General features: G+C 63.3%; 1 protein-coding gene. It reads right to left on the bottom strand.

Annotated features, from left to right (window positions below):
* Positions 1–338, bottom strand: a 338-nt coding sequence (locus SB660_RS19445) for an ABC transporter permease subunit (RefSeq protein ID WP_410583881.1), incomplete at both ends; no start/stop codon positions are given.

The following is a 338-nucleotide window of genomic DNA, read 5'->3' on the forward strand; positions in this document are numbered from 1 at the left end:
GCGAGCGAGGGCAGCACCGCGTTGCGTCCGGCGTAGGTGCTCATCACCCGCCGGGTCTTGAGACCCTTGGCCTGCGCGAGGAGCACGTAGTCCTCGCTGAGGGTGGTGACCATCATGTTGCGCATCCCGAGGAGCCAGCCGCCGATCGACGACACGATGATCGTGATCGCCGGCAGCATCCCGTAGGAGATGACGCTTCCGATGAACTCCAGGTTGAACCCCGGCATCAGCCCAGGCTCATATCCGCCCGACAGCGGGAACCATCGCAGCAGCACGGCGAAGACGTAGACCATGATCAGCCCGAACCAGAAGTAGGGGATCGACGAGATGAAGGTGGT

It is taken from the genome of Bacillus sp. SIMBA_005 (genome assembly GCF_046535585.1).
Taxonomy (GTDB): domain Bacteria; phylum Bacillota; class Bacilli; order Bacillales; family Bacillaceae; genus Bacillus; species Bacillus pumilus.